This window comes from Chitinimonas arctica (assembly GCF_007431345.1).
GTDB lineage: Bacteria > Pseudomonadota > Gammaproteobacteria > Burkholderiales > Chitinimonadaceae > Chitinimonas > Chitinimonas arctica.
Map to the genome: position 1 here is coordinate 3,129,972 of NZ_CP041730.1, position 21,768 is coordinate 3,151,739.

Sequence of the window (21,768 nt, forward strand, 5' to 3'; positions counted from 1 at the left end):
CTCAGGCTCCTGCCTGAGCGGGGTCGAGCAGGGCGTGAATGGCGGTCAGGCTGGGCGGGGTCGCGCCTACCGCTAGGCAGGCCGCCGCACCGGCAGCCACCGCGAAGCGTAGATGGCTTTCGCCCGGGTGTTCGGGCCTACGCATCAGGCTGTACAGTAAACCGCCCATGCTGGCATCGCCGGCACCCACGCTATCGACTACCGCTATGCTGGGCGGTCTGCAAGTCCATGCCTGCCCGCCCTGGTGCAGCGACGCGCCTTCAGCGCCTCGGGTGTAGAGATAGAGCGCATCGGGATGATAGGCGCGAAGCCGGACGAAAGCGTCCTCGGCATCGTCGCAACGGAATAGGCCGCACAAATCCTCGTCGGAAACCTTCACCACGTCGGCCAACGCGGTCATCCGCTCAAGCGTCACGTCGTAGCGGCTATCCATCAGCGCCCGGAAATTCGGGTCATAGCTGATGCGCACACCGGCGTGTTTCAATTCGGTGGCCAAGTCCAGCAAGCGCGCCGCCAGGGGCTCGCGTGCCAGGCTGATGCCGCCGAAATGCGCCCAGCCTGCCGCCGCCATCCAACCTTCCGGCAGCAATGCGGGCTGGAAGTGCAGATCGGCGGCATCGTCGCCGACAAAAAAGTAACGGGGTGGGCGGGTCTCGTGCACCACGGCCAAAAGCGGAGACTTATCCGGGCGCTGCAAAAAGCGCAAGTCGAGCCCGGCGTCCGCACTGGCCTGCCACAAGGCGTCGCCAAAACAGTCGCGGCTGATGGCGCCGGCGAAGGCGCTAGGCACACCCAGCCCGGCCATGACGCGCGCCACATTCCAGGTGGCGCCGCCGACCCGGCTATGCCAGCTGTCCGGACCGGTACGTATCAGGTCGGTCAGCGCTTCGCCCGGCGCAATGAATTCAGGCAGGGTATTCAACATGTCTCCACCACTCCCAGCACTTCGTAGCAGGCACCCATGGTGTGATAGTCGGTCTTGCCGGCCGGGCTTTTCTCATCGGTCAGCTTGCGGTTGTCCGGCGCCAGGATGCGGTACCAGGCGCCGTGCTCGTGATCGACGAAGTGCTGCCATGCATAGGCCCACAGTTTGTCGTACCAATGCCAGTATTCGGCATTGCCGGTGCGCGTGCCCAGCAGTGCCGCGGCGGCCAGGCTCTCGGCCTGCACCCAGAAGTATTTGTCGGCGTCGCAAATACTGCGGTCCGGTGCGAAGCCGTAAGCCAAGCCGCCGTTCACCGCATCCCAGGCATGCTCCATGGCGGCGATGAATAGCGCTTCGGCGCGCGGTAACAGCCAGGGAGCCGGCCGGTGGCGCTCCAATATCAGCAGCAGCTTGGCCCACTCGCTCAAATGACCGGGTTGGAAGCCCCAGGGGCGGAAGATATTGCGGCTGTCATGCCGGTTGTACGTCCAGTCCACCGTCCAGTCGGCATGATAGTGTTCCCAGATCATGCCGTCCGCCAAGGCAGCCTGGCGTTGGCAGATATGTTGTGCCAACAGCTCGGCGCGGTCCAGATAGCGCTTGTCGCCACTGGCTTCGAAGGCGGCCAGCAGGGCTTCGCAGGCATGCATATTGGCGTTCTGGCCGCGATAGGGGCGAAGCTGCCAATCCGGCCCCGCCTCGTCGGCATAGAGGCCATGCCCGGTTTGCCAGAAGCGCTTTTCCATCAAATCGTAGGTTTCCCGCAACCAATCGTCGGCTTCCGCCACGCCCGCCAGCAAGGCATGGGCGTAGGCCAGCAGGACAAAGGCCAGGCCGTAGCAGTGGTTGGTGTCGTCCAGCACCGTCTTGCCGCCGTCGCGCCAGTCGAGCAGCCAGGCATAGCCGCCGCTGTGCGGATCGCGGTGTACTTCGCGCAGAAAACGCAGGCCATGCTTCAGTGCGGCCAGGTCGTCCGGTTCGCCGAAACGGCGGTAGGCCATCGCATGGTTGAAGACAAAGCGGGTGCTGCTGACCAGATGACGGGTGTGGCGGTCATACACCGTGCCGTCATCCTTGAAGAAATGATGGAATCCACCGCTGTCGTCCCTGGCTCGCGGCTGGTAGAAGCCCAAGGTATGACGGATGTGGTCCAGGAGAAAACCGGGGCTGCGGAAATCGGGCAAGTTCATCTGATGGGACTCCGGGTAAACAATCTGCCCGGCAGAATGCATGCCACGGGCCAGGCGGATTGTAAGCAATACGTAAGCCCCGGTGCCCAATCATCGATATTGCGGCGCAGCACGGGCGTGCCTTATTCGGACCGTGCTTCCAGCAGATATCCCAGCCCGCGTACCGCCCGCACACCTACACCGGCCGGTTCTATCTTCTTGCGCAGGCGATGCACATAGACCTCGATGGCGTTGGCGCCCAATTCGTCGCCGCTCAGCTCGGCAGCAATCTGTTCCTTGGTGACCACCCGGTCGGCATGGCTCAGCAGTACATCCAATACGGCCAGCTCGCGCGCCGATAGATCCAGTGGCGTATCCCCTGCCCAGGCGCGTTGCCCGGCTCGATCCAGCCGCAGGCGGCCGAAGCGTGCTTCGCCGCGTGGTGTATAGGCGGCCTTGCTGCGGCGCAGGAGTGCGCGCAGGCGGGCTTCCAGTTCGACGAATTCGAAAGGCTTGGCCAAGTAATCGTCGGCACCCGCATCCAGGCCGGCCACCCGGTCTTCCAGGCCGTCCAGCGCCGTCAGGATCAGGATGGGCAGGGCAGGCTTGTGTGGCCTGACCTGGCGCAACACCGCCAGGCCGCTCTGGCCGGGCAGGCCGATATCGAGAATCACCGCATCGAAGTGGGCCGCCAATAGGCGTTGTTGTGCTTGCAATCCATTGCCGGCGTGCTCGATCTCGAAGCCCAACCGTTTCAGGCTGGTCAACAGGGCATCAGCCAATACGGCGTCGTCTTCGGCGAGAAAAAGTTTCATGGCGGCTTGTTCTTCTATGCCGGTTGGTCGGCGGGATCGGGGGGCAGGCTGGATGGAAGGCCCGATTCTATGCGTGTGGCCGCCAGTCCGCTACGCAGCTTGCGCAGTGCCGGCCACTCGGCCAAGCTAGTTGGCAGGACGACACAAAGCGAGAACAACAATGGCGTGGCTGGGGATATTGATAGGCATGGCGCTGGGCGGCTGGAGCGGGCTGGAAGGCGGCTGGTTATGGGGCGCCGTGCTGGGCTTTTTGCTGGCCCGCGACCGGGAGCGTACGGTGCTGCTGGATCGCCTGAGCGCCAGGCTGGATGGATTCCAGCCACCGGTCGGCGAGCCGCGGCCGCCGGCCGTTCCGCAGCCGGCCATGCGCGACCGATCGCTTATCGCCGGTACCGATGTGACTGCTACCGATATGCCGGTGAGCGTGCCGGCCCCGCCCTTACCCGAGCCGATAGCCACCGTTGCAGCGGCTGCCGAAGTGGTTCAAGCGCCCCCGCGCGGGTGTCCCGCGAGCCGGTGGCGGTCATCCTGCCTGCCGAGCCTTCGCCCAGCCTGCTCGAACGGCTGCCGCGCTGGCTGGTGGAGGGCAATCCCGCCGTCAAGGTCGGCGTGCTGCTGCTCTTGATGGGGGTAGCCTTCCTGTTGAAGTATGCCGCGCAATATGTACGTTTTCCCGTCGAGATGCGTTATTTGGCCGTGCTGGCCGGCGCTGCGGGGGCGATCACTTTCGGCTGGCGGCAACGTGAGCACAAACCGGTATTCGCCCATGCGCTGCAAGGCGGTGGCCTGGGTATCGCCTTTTTGGCCATATTCGCTGCTTTCCGCCTGCATGGGCTGCTGCCGGCCGGAGCCGCCTTTGCCTTGCTGGCCGGGATGGCCAGTTTCTCCGCCGCGCTGGCCCTGGCCCAATCGGCCCAGGCGCTGGCGATCATCGGGCTGGCGGGCGGCTTTCTGGCGCCCATCCTGGCCAGCACCGGCCAGGGGAGCCATGTGGTGCTGTTCGGCTATTACGCGCTGCTGAATTTGGGCATCGCCGCGGTGGCCCGGGCGCGTGCCTGGCGTGGACTGAATCTGCTGGGTTTCCTGTTCACCTTCGTCATCGGCACCGCCTGGGGCGTATTGCGCTACCGGTCCGATCAGTTCCCGAGCACCGAGCCTTTCCTGATCGGCTTTTGGCTCCTTTATGTACTGCTGGCGGTGGCCTTTGCCCGGCGCCGCAGCGAGGAGGCGGGCATGGGCCAATTGGCGCGCGATCCGGTCGATGCCACCTTGGTGTTCGGTGTCCCGCTGGTGGGCTTTGGCCTGCAGGCGGCCTTGGTCCATGGCTTTCCGTATGGCAGTGCCTGGTCGGCCGCGGTAATGGCGCTGGTCTATGGCGTACTGTGGCGAGTTTTGCGCCAGCGGCCCGGCATGAGCTTGCTGGCCGAGGCTTTTTGCACGCTGGCGGTAGGCTTTGCCACCCTGACCTTGCCCCTGGCCTGCGATGCCGAATGGACCAGCGCCGGCTGGGCACTGGAAGGCGCGGGCCTGGTCTGGCTGGGTTGTCGGCAGGAACGCAGGTTTAGCCGCTACAGTGGCTACCTGTTGATATTCGCCGGCGGTTTGATCGCGCTGGCGCAGTTGGACTCGCTGGCGCGCGAGGCCAGCTGGCTGAATGGTCCCTTGCTGGGCGGTGTCATGGTGGCCGCCGCGGCATGGTTGGCTGGCGCCGCCAGTGGCAGGCGCAACCCGGGCGGGCCACATATCGCCTTGTTGCTGTGGGGGCTATTGTTGGCGTCCGCCACAGGCGGTCTGACCATCTCATACTTTGTTGCCGACCAATGGCAGATCGCCGCAACCGTCGGCTTGTTGGCCGGCATGGGCGCGCTGACGACCGCACTTGCGCCTGCCCTGCGCTGGCCGGCCGCCCGTTTGCCGGCCCTGGCCCTGAGCCCGGCCTTGCTGGTGGTGGTGCTGGTAGCCGTGGATAGGCTGGCCACGCCCTTGCAGGACGGTGGCTGGCTGGCCTGGCCCGTGGCGCTGCTGGTCGGCGCGGCCAGCCTGCGCTTCGACGAAACAACGCTGCCCCGTCCAGGTCGTCGCCTGGCCCATATCACCAGCATATGGCTGCTTGCCTTGCTGTTTTGCTGGATCTTGGCCGATGCCACCGATCGCTTGGGTCTGGGTTCGGCCTGGCCATGGCTGGGTGGCTTGGCCACGGCCGGCGGGGTGCTGGGTAGCCTGGCGATGCCTGCACTATTGAGTAAATGGCCAGCGCGCCGCTATCGACGCGAGTATCGCTGGTTGGCGCCCCTGCCTATGGCGGGCGCGACCGCCTTGGCGCTGTTGATCGCACCGTGGGCCAGTAGCGGCGACAGCCGGCCAATGTCCTGGCTGCCGCTGCTCAATCCGCTGGACGTCGGTTGGCTGCTGGCAGCCGCAGGTTTGCTGGCCTGGCTGCGAAGTCCCTACCCCGGTGCCAAGCTGGCAGCCGAGCGCGGCACGCTGATGGCCGGCCTGGCCATCCTTGCCTTCGCCTGGTTGAACTCGCTGCTGGCACATGGTTTCCATCATTGGGACGGCGTGGCCTTTACAAGGGACGCGCTTTGGTCCGACCACGGCTACCAGGCGGCCTTGTCGCTGCTCTGGACCACCACGGCCCTGGCCGCCATGTGGCGCGCCACCCGCCAGGGCTGGCGAATGCTGTGGCTGCTGGGGGCCGGTCTGGTCGCGCTGACCGTGCTCAAGCTATTTGTCATCGATCTGTCCGCGGCTGGCGGCTTGGCGCGTATCGTCTCGTTTATCGGGGTGGGCTTGCTACTGGTGGCGGTAGGCTGGTTTGCACCGGCGCCGCCGGCGGAGAAGCGCAAATGAGCGATCATGGCCGATAGATGCGGTAATCCACTTGCTCTCGTCGATAGGCCCCGCCGGGATAGATCTCGGCGTGCTGGTTGAAATCCGACACCCAGATATCGCCATTGAACATCTGGATGTGCCCGGCGATTTTCCCCTGCGGGGGATCGAGGACGATCACATCGCCTTTTTGGGGGAGATAGCCGGTCTTTGGCACGGCTCGAAAGCCGATGGACAGCAGGGCCGGCCCATAATCCTTGGCATATCGGGGTTTGGCGATGATGGCACCGCCGGCTTCCAATGCCCGCCCGATATAGTGCGCACAGCGTTTGTGGCTGCTTGGATGGGCGCGGGCATTCAACAGCTTCACCGCCTTGTCGATATCGATGGCGGCGGTTTCAGCCGATGTCGCCGCTTCGATGCCCAGAGGACCGGGTCTGGGCATCACGGCCAACGGCCGGGTACCACGCTCCATTGCCATTGCATTGCGTTCGAGACCCAGTGGTCCCGGCAAGCGCGTTCCCGTCATGGCTTCCTCCCGGCTCTGGATACCGATGCCCCCATATGCCTCTGGAAATTGGCAGGACTGGTGGCTCGCTAGCTTGCGTTTCCAGCGGGTGATTTTCATAAATGGAAAAATATTCGTCGCCAATCAACCCGAATGACGACCCCGGGCCGTTCAAGCTTCATCCCAACCCGAGGAGTCAAGAAAATGAAGCGTCCCGCCCCCTTGTCCCAGGCCATGCTGCCGGCCTGCCGCGTACTTCCCGTCTTGTTGGCCGCAGTGTGGTTGGCGGCCTGCTCCACCCGCTCGGAAGTGGCGCCGGCAGCCGCGCCGGCCGGGGTTGCCAGTGTCAATGAAGCGGTGGCGTCGCCCGCGCCATCGCAGAGGAAGGATGAGGCCGCCAGCGTCGCGCCGGTCGATGCGCCAAAACCGCCTCCTCCGCCTTACTACCCGGCAAAACCGGATGGCAAAGCCAAGGAGATGGCGGCGGATCGCGTGATGGCGCCCGTTTCGCAGCCGGCTACCCTGGCCGTGACGGGTAGCGCCATCCTGCACAAGCGGGTTGGCGTGGCGCCCAACTCTCCCCAGTCGGGGGCATCGATGGCCTATGTCGCCGGTACGCCGGCGCCCTACGCTGAACCGGAAAACCGGGAGCGCTATCAGCATACCGAGCGGCACGGCGTGGTGAGGGTGGCCGAGACGCCGGTTTCCACCTTCAGCATCGATGTGGATACCGGCAGCTACAGCAATATCCGCCGCATGCTCAATGCTGGCCAATTGCCGCCGCGCGATGCGGTCAGGGTGGAAGAACTGGTCAACTACTTCCCCTATGCCTATCCCTTGCCGCAGCGGGCCGCGCCTTTCGCCGTGACCACCGAATTGGCACCCACGCCGTGGAATCCGGACAGTCTTTTACTCCGCATAGGCATCCAGGCCGCCGACCCGGCCAAATCCAGCCTGCCGCCCGCCAATCTGGTGTTTCTGGTCGATGTATCGGGTTCGATGGAACAGCCGAACAAACTGCCGCTGCTCAAGCAGTCGCTCAAGATGTTCGTCAACCAGTTGCGGCCGCAGGATCACGTATCGCTGGTCACCTACGCCAGCGGTACCGCGGTGGTGCTGGAACCGACCGCCGGCGACCGCAAGGCCGTTATCCATGCCGCCATCGAACAATTGCGGGCCGGTGGTTCCACGGCCGGCGCGGCGGGGATCGAGCTGGCGTACCAGATGGCCGAGCAGGGGTTTGAAAAGCAGGGTATCAACCGCATCCTGCTGGCGACCGACGGCGACTTCAATGTCGGTATCAGCCGCTTCGAGACACTCAAGGACAGAGTGGCGGAAAAGCGCCGGTCCGGGGTGTCGCTCTCCACGCTTGGGTTTGGCGACGGCAACTACAACGAGCAACTGATGGAACAGTTGGCCGATGCCGGCGATGGCGCATATAGCTATATCGACAATCTGAACGAAGCGCAGAAGGTACTGGCCGACGAGTTCACCTCGACCCTGGCAACGGTGGCCCGCGATGTGAAGATCCAGCTGGAGTTCAATCCGGCAAATGTGCTGGAGTATCGCCAGATCGGCTTCGAGAACCGCGCCCTCAAGCGCGAGGACTTCAGCAACGACAAGGTGGATGCCGGCGAGATCGGCGCCGGCCATCGCGTCACGGCGCTGTACGAGATCCGGCTGGCAGGCAAACCCGGCCAGATCGAACCGCTGCGTTACGGTAGCGATAAGCCCTTGCAGAGCGGCATGGCGCAGGAGCTGGGCTTTTTGCGGCTGCGCTACAAGGCCGCGCATGGCGAGGCCAGCCAGCTGATGGAGTTTCCGGTTCGGCGCGATGCCGTCAAGGCGGAGGCCAGCGAGGATTTCCGCTTTGCCGCCGCAGTGGCTGCGTTCGGCCAGCGGCTGGGTGACGACGGCAAGTATCTGGGTAAGTTCGACCTGTCGCAGATTCGCGCGCTGGCGGCCAATGCCAGGGGCGAGGACCGCTTTGGTTATCGTGGCGAGTTCCTGAGATTGGTGGATCTGAGTATGCGGGTACAGCAGTAAGCGAGTGCTTAAAGTGTAGCGAAAAAGCCAATGCATCCCCGCTGGGGATGCTTGGCTTCCGCTACACTAGTTACCCATGTTGCCCATTACCGACGACACCGTGTTGATGCTCGCATACGCCCAGGGCGATGCCGCGGCATTCGAGCAGCTTTACCTGCGCCATAAACAAGGGCTGTATGGTTTTATCCAGCGCCAGTCGCCGCGCACGGCCTGGGTGGATGATCTTTTTCAGGATAGCTGGCTGGCGGTGGTCAAGGCGCGGGCGGATTACAGCCCAACCGCTGCTTTTCGCACCTGGCTGTATGGTATCGCCCGCAACAAGCTGATCGACCGGATTCGCTTGCATGAGCCGGCCCTGCTGGGCGACTTTGTTTCGGAAGAGGCGGGCGATCCTTACGAGCGCTTTGCCGCCCCGGCCCGGAGCGATCCGGCCCGCATCTTGCTCGATAAGCGCACGGGCATGGCCTTGGATGCCGCCTTGAGGGGCTTGCCGGCGGTACAGCGAGAGGTTTTCCTGCTGCGGGAGCAGGCCGAGATGAGCCTGGAGGACATCGCGAGCCTGGTAGGCGTGCCGATGGAAACCGCCAAGAGCCGTTTGCGCTACGCCATGGCCAAATTGAAACTGGCGCTGGCAGGAGAGCTGCCATGATGAATCCGAATCTACCTGATGATGAACTTGAAAACGCCGATGTGAGTGCTGCCTTTGCGGCACTTGAGCCCGCCGTGCCGCCGCTGGCACTGGATGCCGCCATCCTGGCCGCCGCGTGCGAGGCCGTGCGGCCAAGTGCGCAGGTGTTGAAATTCCCGGCAGCCGGTGCTGCGGCAGCCAATGCTGACGCAGCACCGCCCCGTCCGCGCCACAACTGGCGGATGCCCTTGGGCTTGGCCGCTTCCGTGGTGCTGGCCGTGGGTGTCAGCCTGCAATTGCGCGATTCCGGTCAAGCCAAGCTGGAGGAGGCGCTGCCTATTCCCCCTTCTGCATCGACCGACATGATGGACTCGGTGCCGATCACGGCACCGGTATCGATACCCGCGCCGGCTGCGGAGACTCCATCGGCCGCACCTGAAGCGGTCGTGGCCCTGCCGAAACCCATGGCACCGCCGCCGCTCGCTGCGGAACGGAGCGCCTCGGTAGGGGCTGCTCCCGCTGCCGACCAGCAGATGGAAAAGCGCAAGGAAATGCGCGCTGATCTGGCTGAGCCGACTTTGCAGGTGACCGGCCGCTTATTCCCGCAAACCACGTCGGCGGCGGCCGCACCGGTCTGGCTGTCGCCTGTCCCGCCATCGGCCATCGTTGCACCACCTTTGCCGGCTGCCGGCGTGGCCAGTCCCCCGCTCAACAAGGCGGTAGCACCGGCTGTACCGTACGAGTCAGCTATTGCCGGGGAGTCCGCCGCACCCAAGGCCGAGCCGCGTGCCAAGGCTGCCGCCCCTGCCTTGCAAAAGAGGATGAACGAGGTGCCGCCCCCGGCGAGCAAGCTCGATGAGTCTCCACAAGCCATGCAAGCCGCCATCCTCAACCTGCTGGAGACGGGACGGGAAGCGGAGGCGAAACGACTGCTGAAGACCTTGCGCGAACGCTGGCCGGATTATGTGCTGCCGGCGGAGTTGGCTCGCTTGGAGGAGCCGCCCCGCTGAATGCCCGGTACCAATCCTAGGGCGGTGTGACTTCGGTTGGGCGTGTCGGTGCCTGGGCTGTTTGCTCAGCATCGCCCTGGGCTTGCCATTGCACATAGCAGTCCAGGCCGCAGAAGCCGGCGACATAGTCGCGCGCCTCGCTGCTGCTTGCTTCGGAACTGGGGATTTCCTGCAGGCAGACGCTGCATGCCAGTGTTTCGATGACGGTGGCTTCGGTGGCGGGGTTCATGGCTTTCTCCTTGCCTTGGCGGCTTGGTCCATTGCGAGCCGTCTGAAATCAGGCTACGCCCATCCACCGAGCTTGTTAAATTGAATGAGATAATTGCGCTATACGGTATTTGGCTATCGTTGTGACAGTGTGTAAATGACCAGCAGCACCAGCAAGGCGGCCAGCACGGCGAAGGCGATTTTCCACACCGACCACGGGCGCTCGCCCTGTACCTCGCCGGTCTGGCCGTTGACCAGGAAGCGCCAGGTCTTGCCGCCGTATTGGTAGCTCGATAGCCAGATCGGCAGCAGGATATGCTTGAAGCGGATGTCGTAATAATGCGGCGACATACTGTGGATGCGCTGCACATCGCCGCCGATATCGCTTTCGATGGCCCGGCGTATATCGCTTTCCATGCGGGTGCAGGCGGTCTTGAATCCGGGCTCCAATCCCACCTGATAAGCTTCCACGCTGAAACCGGCCAGGAAGTCTTCGCGGTAGGGTTGCAGCTTGCCCAATTGCCAGGGCTCCAGATTGTCCAGATAGTCGCGCGGCAGCGAAACGCTGGCCGGGACCGTGATGTCGTCGAAGCTCACCTGTACTTCGCCCGACGCGGATGACCAGCGGGTCCTTTGCACTTGGCGCGTCTTGGTCTGGCCGTTTTCGGTATAGCTCTCGCTGACGTAGTAGTGGTCGCCGCGCTCGCCCCGGTAGGGCGTGTCGGTGTTGGCGTCGTAGGTCCAATAAGGCAGGTAGATACCCTTCAGTCCGCTTGCCGCCCGATAGGCTTGCTTGAGCGCATTCGGGGCGAACCACAGGCCGTGGATCCAACGCTTGAACCGATCCCTGGCATCGCTTTCCTTGATATCGAACGGCGCCACCGCGCGGGGTTGGATGGTGCGGAGTGCATAGGCCTGGCTGGCGATCAAGGGCACGGCGCAGAAGGGACAGCGGTCGGCCACCATATTGGCGGGTAATTGCGATTGCGCGCCGCAGCCCGTGCATTTCACCGTCTGGCGTGTGATCTGGGCCTCGTTGCCGGCCGCCTTGGCCAGGTAGCCGGCGTAGTCCAATTCTTCCACCGCCAAGGCCGTTGTCTGGCTGTCGGCAACGGCGATTTCGTTCTCGCCCCCGCAATAGGGGCATTTGAGGGCGTGCTGGCCCGGGGCGAATTCCAGTTTGGCGCCGCACTGTTGGCAGGGGTAAGTGGTCGTGCTCATGCAGGGTCCCGGTTGAGGCGTTGCTTGCTGTCGCCGGCAGGAGACAGGAAAAGCATTTTGTTTTCAAGTGGTTAGCGAGTCAGCGGATTTGCTTGTCGGGTTGTCACGACGCGATGGGTTGCTGTGCTTGTAGCGGTGATTTCCCAAGTCATTGTTTTGTCAGGTTATTTATGCCAGGCATGGCTTTTGCATAGAAGGGAAGGTGCCAAGCACGCGAGCCGCTTGTGGCCCGTGCCTGCGCAAGGATTTCCACTGTAGTCAATCATGCCAAGCTTGAATCAAACCAGAAAGGTGATGTCATGAAATCCAGCCTAGGATTTTCCATCCTCTCCGCACTCGCGCTGTTGATCGCCGCCCAGCCAGGTCTGGCCGAATCGACCGCCAGCCCGGCGCCGGAAGCCGGCCAGGTGGTCATTGTCGATGACCGTACCCTGACCGATGCCATCCAGACCGCCTTCAGCGGCGATCCCGAGTTGGCCGCCAGCCAGATCAAGGTGGAAACCCAGTTCGCCGTGGTGCATTTGTCCGGTAATGCCAGCGCCACCGCCAAGACCCGCGCGCTGGCGCTGGCCAGGCAGATGCCTGGCGTGAAGGAAGTCAGGGATTCCATCAAGGTACAAGGATAGATCGGTACGACGGATATGAAAAAAGGGGGCGCGCCCCCTTTTTTCATGCGTACTCAATTGCCGCCACGGGCCTCACGCATCGCCTTTTCCAGGAAGCCGTCCTTGGTCATGGCCTTGAGCGCCTGGTCCAGGGGGCCGATAAGATTGCCTCGCTCCACGTTGATGTAGTGATAGGCCGAAAGATATTCCAGCACGGAAGAGCGAAACGTTTCCGTGCCATTGAGTACGCCGGCGGACTTGAGGGCCCGCAGGGTGGGCGCCACGCCAGGCTCGCGTATCACCACGACATCCACCCGCCCCTGGGCCATCATCCGGAACATGTTTTCATACGAGTCCACCAGGCTGACATTCATGCCGGCCGTCTTGTCCACGGCGATCTTGTAGCCGCGCCGCACGCCTATGCTCAAGGCCCGCATATCTTCCCAATTTCGGACTTCCAGCGAAGGCTTCATGCTGACCGCCAGAAAGCTCATCGGCCCGATCGAGGTGGGGATGCGCCGCATATTGGTGTAGGTATCCTCGATCACCGGCAGGCGGGCCAGCAAGGCATCGGACTTGCCGGTATTGGCGGCCACCAGGCCGCGTGCCGCCGGCATGTAAGTCAACTCCACCGGCTGTCCGATGCGGCGGTAGGCCTCGCGGACGACCACTTCGTAATATCGCTCGGTTCCTTCATCATTTTCCACCGCCGCGATACGTACCGGCATGAGATCCGTCGCCTGGACGGCGACGGTGGCAAGGGATAACAGCAATACCAGGAAGTGGCGTAGTCGCATGATGGTTACACCGGTAGTGGGGGAGGCGTATTGGCAAACAGCATGGTCAGCTCGGCCTGCTCGGAGGCTTTGGCCCAGCCGCTCATGCCGGCTTTCCAGACCAGCGAGTCGGCGTTGAAATTACCCGCTGCCATTTGGGCCTGCAAGGCAGCCAGATCGAACGGACCGGCCTGCTGGCCATTGATGGCGACATGGAAGCTGATCGCCGTAGGCAGCGGTGGCGGCGCGGCGGCGGGCGCCGTGCCGGCAATGCCGCCGCCGGTCTGGGCGCCTGCCTGGAACAGATTGCCCATGCCCTGGCTCAGCATGCCACCCACGCCCACGCCCATCATGGTCCCGGCCATGCCGGGGTTCTGTGCGGCATCGCGCATGGCCTGCGCAGCCTGGTACTGGCCGAACTGCTGCATATTGCCGATGGCGCGCATGGCGCCCTGCTGGTCGATGGCCTTCTCGACTTCCTCGGGCAGGCCGATATCCTGTACCTGGATTTCGCACAGCTCCAGGCCCATGCTGGTGAAATCGGCGGCTATGCGTTCCTTGATCTTTTCACCGACCAGGGTGACCTTGCCTTCGAGGTCGATCACCGGCACGCCGATTTCCGGCATGACTTCCTTGATGCGCAAGCCGACCTTGCCGCGCAGATTGGCTTCGATGTCCTCGGTGGTGAACTCGGCCTTGGTGCCCATCAGGTCCACCAGGAAAGTCTTGGGATCGGTGATGCGGATCACATACAGCCCGAAGGCGGTTACCCGTACCGCGCCGAACTCGGGGTCGCGCATGGTGGCCGGGCCGGCCGTGCCCCATTTCATATCGGTGAATTTGCGGGTATTGAAGAAATACACCTCGGCCTTGAACGGCGAATTGAAGCCGTACTTCCAGCCCTTGAGGGTGGCCAGTATCGGCAGATTCTGCGTATTCAGTTCATACATGCCGGGCGTGAACACATCGGCGACCTGGCCCTTGCCCAACTGCCCCTCATTGACCACGACGGCCAGCTGTCCCTCGCGCACGGTCAGCTTGGCGCCGTTCTTGAGTTCGTTCTGGTAGCGTTCGAACCGGTGAGCCATGACTTCCGGGCGATCCTCGGTCCATTCGACGATGTCGATCAATTCGTTGGTCAGTTTGTTCCAGAGACCCATTTCCTACTCCTGTGGATTACTGCGCTGAAGGCTTACAAGATAGACCTGCCCAGCCTCGCCGCCTAGGGATGCAGCGAAAAATCCGCCTCTCGGCGCTGTCCGGCCGGGATGAATCCCGGTCCGGCTCAAGCCCGAGCCAGCGCCCATGGTTCGGCGAAGCCATGCACGGATTGCCGGCAGGCCTCGGTCTGCCAATGTTCGCCTTGCTCGGGCGGGCAGACAAAGCGAAAGATATCGTCACCCAGGCCGAATTCAAGGGTGTAGGCATGTAAATAAGCACGGTCCGCCGGGCTGCCGGCATAGCGGCTATCGCCGAGGATGGGGCTGCCCAGCGATTTGAGCGCGACGCGGAGCTGGTGCGTGCGGCCGGTCAACGGCCTTAGCAGGAACAGGCGCAAGCCATTGCCGAGCCCGCTGCTGTAGAAGCGGGTGGTGGCCGGGTCTTGCCGGCTGGGCAGCAATCGCCAGCTGCCATTGCGGCCTTTTTGCATATCGCCGCTGATCAGGCCCTGTTTTTTCTTGGGGCTACGGTCGGAAAGCGCCAGATAGTGCTTGCTGATGCGCCGCTCGGCGAAAAGCGCGCCGAATTGCGCGGCGGCCTCGGGGCCGCGGGCGAACAGCAGCAGTCCGGAAGTAAGCTGGTCGAGCCGATGGACGGCGTGCAAATCGCTCAAGCCGGTTTGGGCCCGCAGTACGGCCAGTACGCCGGGGCAGTCCGCTTCGGTGTGGAAGCTCAGGCCGGCTGGCTTGTTGATCAGGATAAAGCGCGGGTCTTCGGCAAGGATGGGCAGTACGGGCACGGCAAGCTCCGGCAGGCAGAAACGACAACGGCGCGAGTATCGCGCCGTTGTGGTACCGCTAAAAACGATAGATCAGCTGGCTGTGCGCTTTTGCATGCGCTCAACCAGGCCTTCCAGGTTCGGCAGCGAGAACAGATGCGCGTAGATCAGCGACATCATGCCGTTCTTCAACCATTCGTCGGCCTTGGCGGCCGGCAGGGCGCGGAGCTTCTCCTCGTCCACCACCCACATGCCGTCCATGCTGACCTTCTCGCCGTCCGGCAGCTCGGCGCTGGCCGATACCTGGCGCAACAGACCAGCGTCGCCCAGTTGCTTGGCGAATTCGGTGGAGCGGTTGGCATCGTCGCGCGACTGGAACATCAGGCTGGCGAACTGCTTCATCTGCTCGCTGGCTTCACCGTTCTCGAACATGGCCACGTCTTCCTGGCGCTGGATGGCCTTGGCGGCGGTTTCCTCGATGCACAGGATGGCGTCGTTGTTTTCGACTTCCACGGTAACGAAGGGGAAGCGGCGGACAAAGAAGGGAACGTATTGGGCATTCCACTTGCCGTCGGCATCGACGAACAGATTGTCTTCCGACTTCAGGCCCAGCATCACGGTGGACGCGTAGGTGTTCTCGCCGGTCTGGGCGAACACGATGGCGTATTCGCGCATGGCGCTGGTGAATTCGCCGCCCACCAGGGGCACGGCATGCACATTGCGAGCGAAGACATAGTTCTGGGCCAGGCTCAGCTTCAGGTCGGCGTGCTTCTTTGCGTCCAGCGGGACGACATCTTTGTAGAACATGGTATTCCCTCGAAGGCGGCCGGCGAAAGCGCGGGCTTCCGCTTCGGCCAGTGAATGATTGCGGTGACGTAGCAGCTACGCCAAAAGGCCCGCGGCGATGATAACCGTAGCAACCGTTCGCGGCGATGGTTCCGTTGCTACCGTCGCTGGCCCGACCATCCGATCGCTGTCGCGAAAGCGGACGGAGAGGCGGCTTTCGGTGCTGTCGCCGCCGGCATGCCCGCTTTGGCGGGTGCGGCTAGGACGCCACAATACCGGCACGATTCCCTTACATCACGTCGAAGGCCGAGCCCATCTTGGGCAGGAATAATTTCTGGTACAGGCGCGCGGCGTGATCATCCGACAGGCTGGCGACATGATCGCATACCACGCGCAGCGCGTCGGTCTTGGAGGCGGCTTCGCCATGGCGGCGCACCAGGGCTTCCGGCAGGAAGCGGCGAGGATCGCCGGCAAACACACGGAACAGTTCGCTTACCATCTGCTGTCCCTTGTATTCCAGCATCTGCACCGCCGGGAGGCCGATCACATGCCTGACCACCATGCCGTGCAGGCAACGCAGCAGGTGCCGTTCCGGCGCCGGCAGTACCGCTTGGTGGGCCAGCAGGACATGTTCGAATCGTTCGTCCGCGCTCAGCTGGATGCCCAGCATCAGGCGGTGGACGATTTCGCCGATGGCTTCCTTGCGTTCGTAAGGCTGGCCGAAGAACAGGCCGAATAGACGCGGCTCATCGAACCAGCCAGGCAGTTCCGCCGCCTGCGCCTGGACATCGAAGGTGTGGCGCCAATCGTCACGGCGCACCAGGCCGAGCGAGACGGCATCCTCGAGGTCATGCACGCCGTAGGAGATATCGTCGGCCAATTCCATGATGGAGGTATCGAAAGCCTTGCACAGGGGCTTGCCATGGCCGAATTCGCTGATCGGCTGGCTGGCCTGCAGATAGCCGCGGTCCTGCTCGCTGAACGGTTCCAGCAGCCAGTTCACGACATCCTGCTCGCTATCCAGATAGCACTTGGGCGGCTTCATGCGTTCGATGGGATGGTCGGCCAGGTTGCCGCCCTCGGGCCACAAGCTGCTGTTGACCACCGCGCTGAAGGGCAAGGGATACTTCAGCACGCCCAGCAGGGCGCGGCGGGTGAGGTTCATGCCGTGCTGGGGCGTATACGCTTCCAGCCGGCTGAGGATGCGCAGGGTCTGGCCATTGCCCTCGAATCCGCCGAAGTGGCGCATATGGAAGTTCAAGGCGACCTCGCCGCCATGGCCGAAGGGCGGATGGCCGATATCGTGGGCCAGGCAGATGCTCTGCATCAGCTGATCGCTGGGCATCAGCTCGGTGACCTCGGCATGCTTGACCGCCGGCAGGCCCAGCCCATCGTCGCCCTTGCCCAGGCGCTTCTTGAGCGAGTGGACGATGCCAACCCCCACCCGCGAGACTTCCAGCGAATGGGTCAGGCGGGTACGGGGAAAATCGCTTTCGCCCACACCCAGGGTCTGGGTCTTGCCCTGTAGGCGCCGGAAGGCTGCCGAGTGGACGATGCGGGCATAGTCGCGTTCGTTGGCCGAGCGGGTCTCAAAGGCCCGGCCGGAATCCGGCCCGAGTCGTTCGTAGAGATTTTTCATATTGTTGTCCCTGATCCGATTCCGGAGCACCTGCTCCCATAAAAAAGGGCGCGCCGGCCTGGCGCGCCCTTTTCCATCGCTAACCGACTTAACTGGCCAGCTTGACCAACTGCGTCTTCAGCTTTTCCACAGTCTCGCTGAAACCGGCCAGGCGGATGCGCTCCTGCTCCACCACCGCGGCAGGCGCCTTGTCGGCGAAGGACGGGTTGGCCAGCTTGGCGGTGGCTTTGACAATCTCGCCTTCCAGGCGGGCCACTTCCTTGCTCACCCGTATCGTTTCCGCCGCCTTGTCGATTTCAACCTTGAGCATCAGGCGGGTCGCGCCGACCACTTGCACCGGGGCGTCGTCGGCCGGCAGCTGCGGCACTACCTGCACTTCGGACAAGCGGCAGAGCAGCGCCAGGTAAGGACCGAATTCGGCCAGCTCGGCGGCCGTCCCCTCCAGGAACAGCGGTACCCGTTGCGACGGGCCCCGGTTCATTTCGCTGCGCAGGGTACGGGCGGCCATGGTCAGGGCGCGGAAACTCTCCATGCGGGCATTGGCGGCCGCGTCGATCTTTTCCGGCTGGGCGACCGGCCATTTGGCTACCATCACCGACTCGGTCCGCTTGGCGTTGGCCAGCGGCGCCACGGTTTGCCACAGTTCCTCGGTGATAAACGGGGTGATGGGGTGGGCCAGGCGCAGCGCCACTTCCAGCACCCGCACCAGGGTACGGCGGGTGGCGCGTTGCTGGGCCTCGTTGCCGCCCTGGATCTGCACCTTGGCCAGTTCCACGTACCAGTCGCAGTATTCGTTCCAGACGAATTCATAGATGGCTTGCGCGGCCAGGTCGAAGCGATAGGTATCGAGTGCTTCGGTGACGTCCAGCTCGGCCTGCTGCAAGCGGCCGATGATCCATTTATCGATGAAGGAGAATTCCAGCGGCAGGCTCTCGTCCTGGCCGCAGTCATGGCCTTCCAGGTTCATCAGCACGAAGCGGCTGGCGTTCCACAGCTTGTTGCAGAAATTGCGATAGCCTTCGGCGCGCTTGAAGTCGAAGTTCACATTGCGGCCCAGCGTGGCATAGCTGGCCATGGTGAAACGCAGCGCGTCGGTGCCGTAGGGGGGGATACCGTCCGGAAAGTCGGCGCGGGTCTTCTTTTCCACCTTGGGCGCGGTCTCGGGCCGGCGCAGGCCGGTGGTGCGCTTGGCCAGCAGCGGGTCCAGCGCGATGCCGTCGATCAAATCGACCGGGTCGATCACATTGCCTTCCGATTTCGACATCTTCTTGCCGTCGCTATCGCGCACCATGCCGTGGATATACACGTCGCGGAAAGGGACCTGGCCGGTGAAATGGGTGGTCATCATGATCATGCGGGCCACCCAGAAGAAGATGATCTCGTAGCCGGTGACCAGCACGCTGGACGGCATGAACATCTTCAGTTCCGGCGTTTCGTTCGGCCAGCCCATGGTGCTGAACGGCACCAGCGCCGAGCTGAACCAGGTATCCAGCACATCGGCATCGCGGCGCAGCTGCTTGCCCGGCGCCTGCGCCTGGGCTTCGCTTTCGCTACGGGCGACATAGATACGGCCGTCCTCGTCGTACCAGGCCGGGATTTGATGCCCCCACCAAAGTTGGCGGCTGATACACCAGTCCTGGATATTGTTCATCCACTGGTTGTAGGTATTGACCCAGTTTTCCGGGATAAAGCGCACCTGGCCCGATTCCACCGCGGCGATCGCCTTGTCGGTGATGCTCTTGCCGTCGGCGTCCGGTTTGCGCATGGCCATGAACCACTGGTCGGTCAACATCGGTTCGATCACCGAACCGGTGCGGTCGCCGCGCGGCACCATCAGCTTGTGGGGCTTTACTTCCTGCAGCAGGCCTTGCGCGTCCAGATCGGCCACCACCGCCTTGCGGGCGGCGCGGGTGTCCAGGCCGGCATAGGCGGCGGGCAGGGCGATGCCATCGCCAGCCTGGCCGTCGTAGCCGAACACTTCGGCCTTGGCCAGGATGGTGGCCTGCAAGGACATCACATTGATCAGGCGGGTGTCGTGGCGCTTGCCGACCTGGTAGTCGTTCAGATCATGCGCCGGGGTGATCTTGACGCAGCCGGTGCCGAAGGCGGCATCGACATAGTCGTCGGCGATCACCGGGATCCGCCGGCCGGTCAGCGGCAGGCTCAGCTGCTTACCATGCAGATGGGTGTAGCGGGCATCGTCCGGGTGAACCGCCACGGCCACGTCGCCCAGCAGGGTTTCCGGCCGGGTGGTGGCCACCACCAGGAATTCATCGCTATCCACCACGGGATAGCGGATATGCCACATATGGCCGTCTTCTTCCTCGCTCACCACTTCCAGGTCGGAAACGGCGGTGCCCAGCTTGGGGTCCCAATTCACCAGGCGCTTGCCACGGTAGATCAGGCCCTGCTCGAACAAGCGGACAAAGACTTCGGCCACCACGTCCGAACGGACTTCGTCCATGGTGAAATATTCGCGTTCCCAGTCGACCGAGCAGCCCATGCGGCGCATCTGGTCGGTAATGATGCCGCCCGACTTGGCCTTCCATTCCCAGACTTTGTCATTGAAGGCTTCACGGCCCAGGTCATGGCGGCTGACGCCTTGCTCGGCCAGCTGCCGTTCCACCACGATCTGGGTGGCGATGCCGGCATGGTCGGTGCCCGGTACCCAGGCCGTGTTGTGGCCTTTCATGCGGTAATAGCGGGTCAGACCGTCCATGATGGTCTGGTTGAAGGCATGACCCATATGCAGCGTGCCGGTGACATTGGGCGGCGGCAGCTGGATGCTGAAGGCCGGGGCGGCGGCGTCCAGGCTGGGCTTGAAATAGCCGGCCTGTTCCCAGTGTTGGTACCAGCGGCGCTCGATGTCGCCGGGTTCGAAGCTTTTGGCCAGTTCCATGATATTGGGCTCGGAAATGTTGCAAAACCGTGGATTATAGGCTGCCGGCGTCGTGTCAGGTATGGTGCGGAAAAAACGTCATGAAAACGAATAACATTTCACCCTGATCCACCCGTCTTAGGAAACCCCTTGCGCCCTCTGCCGCTCGCCGCCCGCCATCTTCCCAATGCCCTGTTCGCCGGCTTGCTGGTGCTGGGCGTGCTGACCGTGCTGTCGGCGGCCAGCGGGGCGGTGGCGATTCCCGCCTGGCGTATCCCGGACCTGTTGCTGGCCCGGCCTGAGGATGAAACCGGCCAGATGTGGCGTAGCGTCTTGCTCGACGTACGCTTGCCGCGCATCGTGCTGGCCTTGGTGGCCGGCGCGGCGCTGGCCTTGGCCGGCAGCGTGCTGCAGGCGGTATTCCGCAACCCCTTGGCAGAACCGGGACTGATAGGCGCCTCGGCCGGCGCCGCGCTGGCGGTATCGGTGGCGCGGGTATGGCTGCCAACGCTTGCGATTGCGCCGGCGGCCTTCGTCGGCAGCCTGACGGCTACCTGGCTGGCCTGGTCCATCGGGCGTGGCCAGGATGCCGCCCGCCTGTTGCTGGCCGGCGTGGCCATCAATGCCCTGGCCGGCGGCGGGCTGGCCTTGCTTTCGTACCTGGCGGACGACAGCGCCCTGCGCGGCAGTAGCCTGTGGGCCTTGGGCAGTCTGGCCGGCGCCGGCTGGACCATGCTGGCCTGGCTGGTGCCGGCCTTGCTGCTTTGCGTGGGACTGCTATGGCGTGAAGTAAGGGCACTGGACGCCTTGTTGCTGGGGGAGCGCGAAACCTGGCATCTCGGATTCGACCTGGTGGCCCTGCGCCGCCGGCTGGTGGCGCTGACCGCGCTGGTGGTGGCGCTGACCGTTTCCGCCTGCGGTGCCCTGGGCTTTGTCGGCCTGATCGCCCCTCATCTCGCCCGGCGCCTGCTGGGACCGGGACATCGCGCGCTGCTGCCGGCCTCGGCCCTGGTCGGCGCAGCCTGCCTGCTGGCTGCCGACTGGCTGGCCCGTACCGCCATCGTCCCATCCGAGTTGCCTATTGGTGCCGTGCTGAGCGTGGTAGGGGGGCCGTTCTTTCTGTTTCTGCTGGTGAGGATGGGGCGATAAGCAATTAATGGACGATGGGGCCAAATCCGGTGTTGGGATCGACCACCCTTTGCAAGCCGGCGGAAAATGGCTTGATGGTGACTTCAATCGTCATGCCGGTTTTGGCTGCGGCGATATGCCCTGCAATAGCGTGGAATTTTTTGTCGCCCATGACGACATGAATATGCGAGTAATAATCGCCGTCGTTATTGCTAATGTTGCCGGTAAGGCTGGCGAGTTCGTAAAAACCCTTGAACGTGGTCAAGACAGGCTTCGCGGCGGGGTCGCTGCTGAAATAGGCGAGGGTAGGGTCGTGCAGTTGGCCGAGCCCGCTGATGGCGGCGCCTGGCAGTTTTGCATCCTTCGCGCACTGCGTGATGCTTTCGATGAGGGCATCGCCGCTGTCGAGTACCAGGACGAATGCTTGGGTGGTATCGGCTATTTGACTGCAGTTTGATTTATTGACGGCGGCGGTGCCGGTTGCTATGGCAGGGATATCCGCCTGGGCGGTGGATAGGGTCATTATGCTGCTTGCAAGCAGCAGGGCTGCTAATTTGCCGGGCATTATGTATTCCTATTTAAATTTGCATGGGTGGAGATCATTTTTTGATGTTTTATTAAAAAATTTGATTTATTTATCATGCTCATTTAGATGG

Annotated in this window: 19 protein-coding genes; 6 read left to right on the plus strand and 13 right to left on the minus strand. The window is 63.3% G+C overall.

Going from position 1 to position 21,768, the window contains the following annotated elements:
* Position 1: 1 nt before the first annotated feature.
* The 3 genes from FNU76_RS14080 to FNU76_RS14090 form a co-directional block, all read right to left on the minus strand.
* The gene (locus tag FNU76_RS14080) at positions 2-925 is read right to left on the minus strand and encodes a carbohydrate kinase family protein (protein ID WP_144278787.1); all 924 of its coding nucleotides are present in this window, start codon (positions 923-925) and stop codon (positions 2-4) included.
* Positions 919-2,115 (minus strand): AGE family epimerase/isomerase, encoded by a 1,197-nt coding sequence (locus FNU76_RS14085; RefSeq protein WP_144278788.1) that lies wholly within the window; start codon positions 2,113-2,115, stop codon positions 919-921. The genes FNU76_RS14080 and FNU76_RS14085 overlap by 7 nt, the downstream gene beginning before the upstream one ends.
* A gap of 122 nt (positions 2,116-2,237) precedes the next feature.
* Positions 2,238-2,909, minus strand: a complete 672-nt coding sequence (locus FNU76_RS14090) for a response regulator transcription factor (protein WP_144278789.1) — start codon at positions 2,907-2,909, stop codon at positions 2,238-2,240.
* A 501-nt stretch (positions 2,910-3,410) separates the two neighbouring features.
* Between FNU76_RS14090 and FNU76_RS14095 the strand changes: the two genes are divergently transcribed.
* Positions 3,411-5,762 (plus strand): DUF2339 domain-containing protein, encoded by a 2,352-nt coding sequence (locus FNU76_RS14095; protein WP_179958118.1) that lies wholly within the window; start codon positions 3,411-3,413, stop codon positions 5,760-5,762.
* Positions 5,763-5,766: 4 nt separating this feature from the next.
* On the opposite strand, the gene FNU76_RS24615 is transcribed toward FNU76_RS14095, so the two are convergent.
* Positions 5,767-6,369, minus strand: a complete 603-nt coding sequence (locus FNU76_RS24615) for a hypothetical protein (protein ID WP_223879022.1) — start codon at positions 6,367-6,369, stop codon at positions 5,767-5,769.
* A gap of 84 nt (positions 6,370-6,453) precedes the next feature.
* Here FNU76_RS24615 and FNU76_RS14105 point away from each other — a divergent pair, with 84 nt between their 5' ends.
* From FNU76_RS14105 to FNU76_RS14115, 3 genes are all read left to right on the plus strand, one after another.
* The gene (locus FNU76_RS14105) at positions 6,454-8,295 is read left to right on the plus strand and encodes a vWA domain-containing protein (RefSeq protein ID WP_223879023.1); all 1,842 of its coding nucleotides are present in this window, start codon (positions 6,454-6,456) and stop codon (positions 8,293-8,295) included.
* A gap of 76 nt (positions 8,296-8,371) precedes the next feature.
* Positions 8,372-8,944: an RNA polymerase sigma factor gene (locus FNU76_RS14110; protein ID WP_144278791.1), complete on the plus strand. Its 573-nt coding sequence runs from the start codon at positions 8,372-8,374 to the stop codon at positions 8,942-8,944.
* Positions 8,941-9,933, plus strand: a complete 993-nt coding sequence (locus FNU76_RS14115) for a hypothetical protein (RefSeq protein WP_144278792.1) — start codon at positions 8,941-8,943, stop codon at positions 9,931-9,933. The genes FNU76_RS14110 and FNU76_RS14115 overlap by 4 nt, the downstream gene beginning before the upstream one ends.
* Positions 9,934-9,949: 16 nt before the next feature.
* Here the strand turns inward: FNU76_RS14115 and FNU76_RS14120 are convergent, their stop codons facing one another.
* On the minus strand, positions 9,950-10,162 hold the full coding sequence (locus FNU76_RS14120; protein WP_144278793.1) for a DUF3330 domain-containing protein: 213 nt from the start codon (positions 10,160-10,162) through the stop codon (positions 9,950-9,952).
* Positions 10,163-10,275: 113 nt separating this feature from the next.
* Positions 10,276-11,361 carry a TFIIB-type zinc ribbon-containing protein gene (locus FNU76_RS14125; RefSeq protein ID WP_144278794.1) on the minus strand — a complete coding sequence of 362 codons (1,086 nt, stop codon included), beginning with the start codon at positions 11,359-11,361 and terminating at the stop codon, positions 10,276-10,278.
* A gap of 299 nt (positions 11,362-11,660) precedes the next feature.
* Here FNU76_RS14125 and FNU76_RS14130 point away from each other — a divergent pair, with 299 nt between their 5' ends.
* Positions 11,661-11,987, plus strand: coding sequence for a BON domain-containing protein (locus tag FNU76_RS14130; RefSeq protein ID WP_144278795.1), 327 nt, complete (start codon positions 11,661-11,663; stop codon positions 11,985-11,987).
* A gap of 53 nt (positions 11,988-12,040) precedes the next feature.
* Here FNU76_RS14130 and FNU76_RS14135 read toward each other — a convergent pair whose 3' ends face one another.
* The 6 genes from FNU76_RS14135 to FNU76_RS14160 form a co-directional block, all read right to left on the minus strand.
* Complete coding sequence (locus FNU76_RS14135; RefSeq protein ID WP_144278796.1) at positions 12,041-12,763, minus strand: substrate-binding periplasmic protein; 723 nt, start codon at positions 12,761-12,763, stop codon at positions 12,041-12,043.
* 5 nt (positions 12,764-12,768) lie between these two features.
* On the minus strand, positions 12,769-13,902 hold the full coding sequence (locus tag FNU76_RS14140) for an SPFH domain-containing protein (protein ID WP_144278797.1): 1,134 nt from the start codon (positions 13,900-13,902) through the stop codon (positions 12,769-12,771).
* A gap of 125 nt (positions 13,903-14,027) precedes the next feature.
* On the minus strand, positions 14,028-14,702 hold the full coding sequence (locus tag FNU76_RS14145) for a TIGR01621 family pseudouridine synthase (protein WP_144278798.1): 675 nt from the start codon (positions 14,700-14,702) through the stop codon (positions 14,028-14,030).
* A gap of 72 nt (positions 14,703-14,774) precedes the next feature.
* Complete coding sequence (locus FNU76_RS14150) at positions 14,775-15,488, minus strand: SapC family protein (protein WP_144278799.1); 714 nt, start codon at positions 15,486-15,488, stop codon at positions 14,775-14,777.
* A gap of 268 nt (positions 15,489-15,756) precedes the next feature.
* Positions 15,757-17,106 (minus strand): anti-phage deoxyguanosine triphosphatase, encoded by a 1,350-nt coding sequence (locus FNU76_RS14155; RefSeq protein WP_144278800.1) that lies wholly within the window; start codon positions 17,104-17,106, stop codon positions 15,757-15,759.
* Between the two features lie 88 nt (positions 17,107-17,194).
* Positions 17,195-20,005 carry a valine--tRNA ligase gene (locus FNU76_RS14160; RefSeq protein ID WP_179958119.1) on the minus strand — a complete coding sequence of 937 codons (2,811 nt, stop codon included), beginning with the start codon at positions 20,003-20,005 and terminating at the stop codon, positions 17,195-17,197.
* 129 nt (positions 20,006-20,134) lie between these two features.
* Between FNU76_RS14160 and FNU76_RS14165 the strand changes: the two genes are divergently transcribed.
* Positions 20,135-21,133 (plus strand): FecCD family ABC transporter permease, encoded by a 999-nt coding sequence (locus FNU76_RS14165; protein ID WP_308418551.1) that lies wholly within the window; start codon positions 20,135-20,137, stop codon positions 21,131-21,133.
* Between the two features lie 4 nt (positions 21,134-21,137).
* On the opposite strand, the gene FNU76_RS14170 is transcribed toward FNU76_RS14165, so the two are convergent.
* Entirely contained in the window at positions 21,138-21,677 is a 540-nt protein-coding gene (locus FNU76_RS14170; protein ID WP_144278801.1) for a PPC domain-containing DNA-binding protein, read from the minus strand.
* Positions 21,678-21,768: the final 91 nt, after the last annotated feature.

Coding starts and splice junctions, on each gene's coding strand:
- FNU76_RS14155 (WP_144278800.1), bottom strand. CDS start 17,106: ATGAAAAATCTCTACGAACGACTCGGGCCGGATTCCGGCCGGGCCTTT.
- FNU76_RS14150 (WP_144278799.1), bottom strand. CDS start 15,488: ATGTTCTACAAAGATGTCGTCCCGCTGGACGCAAAGAAGCACGCCGAC.
- FNU76_RS14135 (WP_144278796.1), bottom strand. CDS start 12,763: ATGCGACTACGCCACTTCCTGGTATTGCTGTTATCCCTTGCCACCGTC.
- FNU76_RS14160 (WP_179958119.1), bottom strand. CDS start 20,005: ATGGAACTGGCCAAAAGCTTCGAACCCGGCGACATCGAGCGCCGCTGG.
- FNU76_RS14105 (WP_223879023.1), top strand. CDS start 6,454: ATGAAGCGTCCCGCCCCCTTGTCCCAGGCCATGCTGCCGGCCTGCCGC.
- FNU76_RS14140 (WP_144278797.1), bottom strand. CDS start 13,902: ATGGGTCTCTGGAACAAACTGACCAACGAATTGATCGACATCGTCGAA.
- FNU76_RS14125 (WP_144278794.1), bottom strand. CDS start 11,361: ATGAGCACGACCACTTACCCCTGCCAACAGTGCGGCGCCAAACTGGAA.
- FNU76_RS14115 (WP_144278792.1), top strand. CDS start 8,941: ATGATGAATCCGAATCTACCTGATGATGAACTTGAAAACGCCGATGTG.
- FNU76_RS14120 (WP_144278793.1), bottom strand. CDS start 10,162: ATGAACCCCGCCACCGAAGCCACCGTCATCGAAACACTGGCATGCAGC.
- FNU76_RS14085 (WP_144278788.1), bottom strand. CDS start 2,115: ATGAACTTGCCCGATTTCCGCAGCCCCGGTTTTCTCCTGGACCACATC.
- FNU76_RS14080 (WP_144278787.1), bottom strand. CDS start 925: ATGTTGAATACCCTGCCTGAATTCATTGCGCCGGGCGAAGCGCTGACC.
- FNU76_RS14130 (WP_144278795.1), top strand. CDS start 11,661: ATGAAATCCAGCCTAGGATTTTCCATCCTCTCCGCACTCGCGCTGTTG.
- FNU76_RS24615 (WP_223879022.1), bottom strand. CDS start 6,369: ATGAAAATCACCCGCTGGAAACGCAAGCTAGCGAGCCACCAGTCCTGC.
- FNU76_RS14110 (WP_144278791.1), top strand. CDS start 8,372: ATGTTGCCCATTACCGACGACACCGTGTTGATGCTCGCATACGCCCAG.
- FNU76_RS14170 (WP_144278801.1), bottom strand. CDS start 21,677: ATGCCCGGCAAATTAGCAGCCCTGCTGCTTGCAAGCAGCATAATGACC.
- FNU76_RS14090 (WP_144278789.1), bottom strand. CDS start 2,909: ATGAAACTTTTTCTCGCCGAAGACGACGCCGTATTGGCTGATGCCCTG.